Genomic DNA, 372 nt, shown 5'->3' on the forward strand with positions numbered 1-372 from the left:
TTTCCTAGGCGGATTTGGAAGTTGTGAAGAAGCTGCAGAAGCAGAAGAATATAATTTTGAAGACTGGCAAACCATAACGGTTACAGCTTCTGCTTATAATTCTTTGAAAATTCAGGGGCAGGGAAATCCCGAGGTAACCGCCTGGGGAGATACTCTGGCAACAGATGTATTGTCTATTGCTGTTTCACGAGACCTTATAAAAAAGGGACTTAAGCACAATACTCCGGTGATCATTGAGGGCTTTTAAGGGGTTTTTATTGTTAATGACAAAATGCACCCGCGATGGCGTAACAAAATTGACATCTATATGGGAGAAGATAAGGAGAAGGCCCTCAAGTGGGGGCGAAGAAAGGTTCAGATCTCCTATCCGCC

At 43.5% G+C, this 372-nt stretch carries 1 pseudogene; it reads left to right on the forward strand.

From position 1 onward, the window contains the following. Positions 1 to 247, forward strand: a pseudogene (locus HC175_RS24730) (3D domain-containing protein); the annotation flags it as partial. Between the last annotated feature and the right edge of the window lie 125 nt (positions 248 to 372).

This window comes from Salinimicrobium oceani, from assembly GCF_012037645.1.